We start from the raw sequence: 452 nt of genomic DNA on the forward strand, positions 1-452 counted from the left end.
GGCGGCCCCCCTGTTTTTGCAGAGGGTGGCGTCCTCCCCGTTCAGCACGGTCAAAGTAGGAATGGCAAACATGCGTGTGTAACTCCCCAGCTCAGGAACCTCTAGTTATTACGTATCGCCAGTGCCGTCATTGAACACCTGAAATATCCTTGTAGAATATATTAGGTCTCTTTATTAGGTATCGGCATGCACGTCCATTATCTGCACCGTTTTGTGTTGATGCAGCGTGTCCAGGACGCGGTCATCGATGGCTATGACCGTTACCAACAGATCGCTTGCAGCCCCGACAAGGCAGCGCAGCTCGCACGGCAGTTCGCGGCGCGATACGAGACCGAGATCAGCAAACAATCGCGCTGGCGACGAAAGCGCAGTGGTCTGGCCTGTGCGAAGTTTTTGTCGCTCAAGGAAGCGACGCTCACTGAGGTACATGCGTTGTTGATGGTGACGAGTGA

The 452-nt window shown here is 54.2% G+C and carries 1 protein-coding gene; it reads left to right on the top strand.

The annotated features are described in order from the left end of the window. Positions 1 to 186: 186 nt before the first annotated feature. Positions 187 to 452, top strand: a 266-nt coding sequence (locus CYD26_RS24805) for a hypothetical protein (RefSeq protein ID WP_145991831.1), incomplete at its 3' end; no start/stop codon positions are given.

It is taken from the genome of Pseudomonas sp. FFUP_PS_473, from assembly GCF_002858665.1.
Taxonomy (GTDB): Bacteria; Pseudomonadota; Gammaproteobacteria; order Pseudomonadales; family Pseudomonadaceae; genus Aquipseudomonas; species Aquipseudomonas defluvii.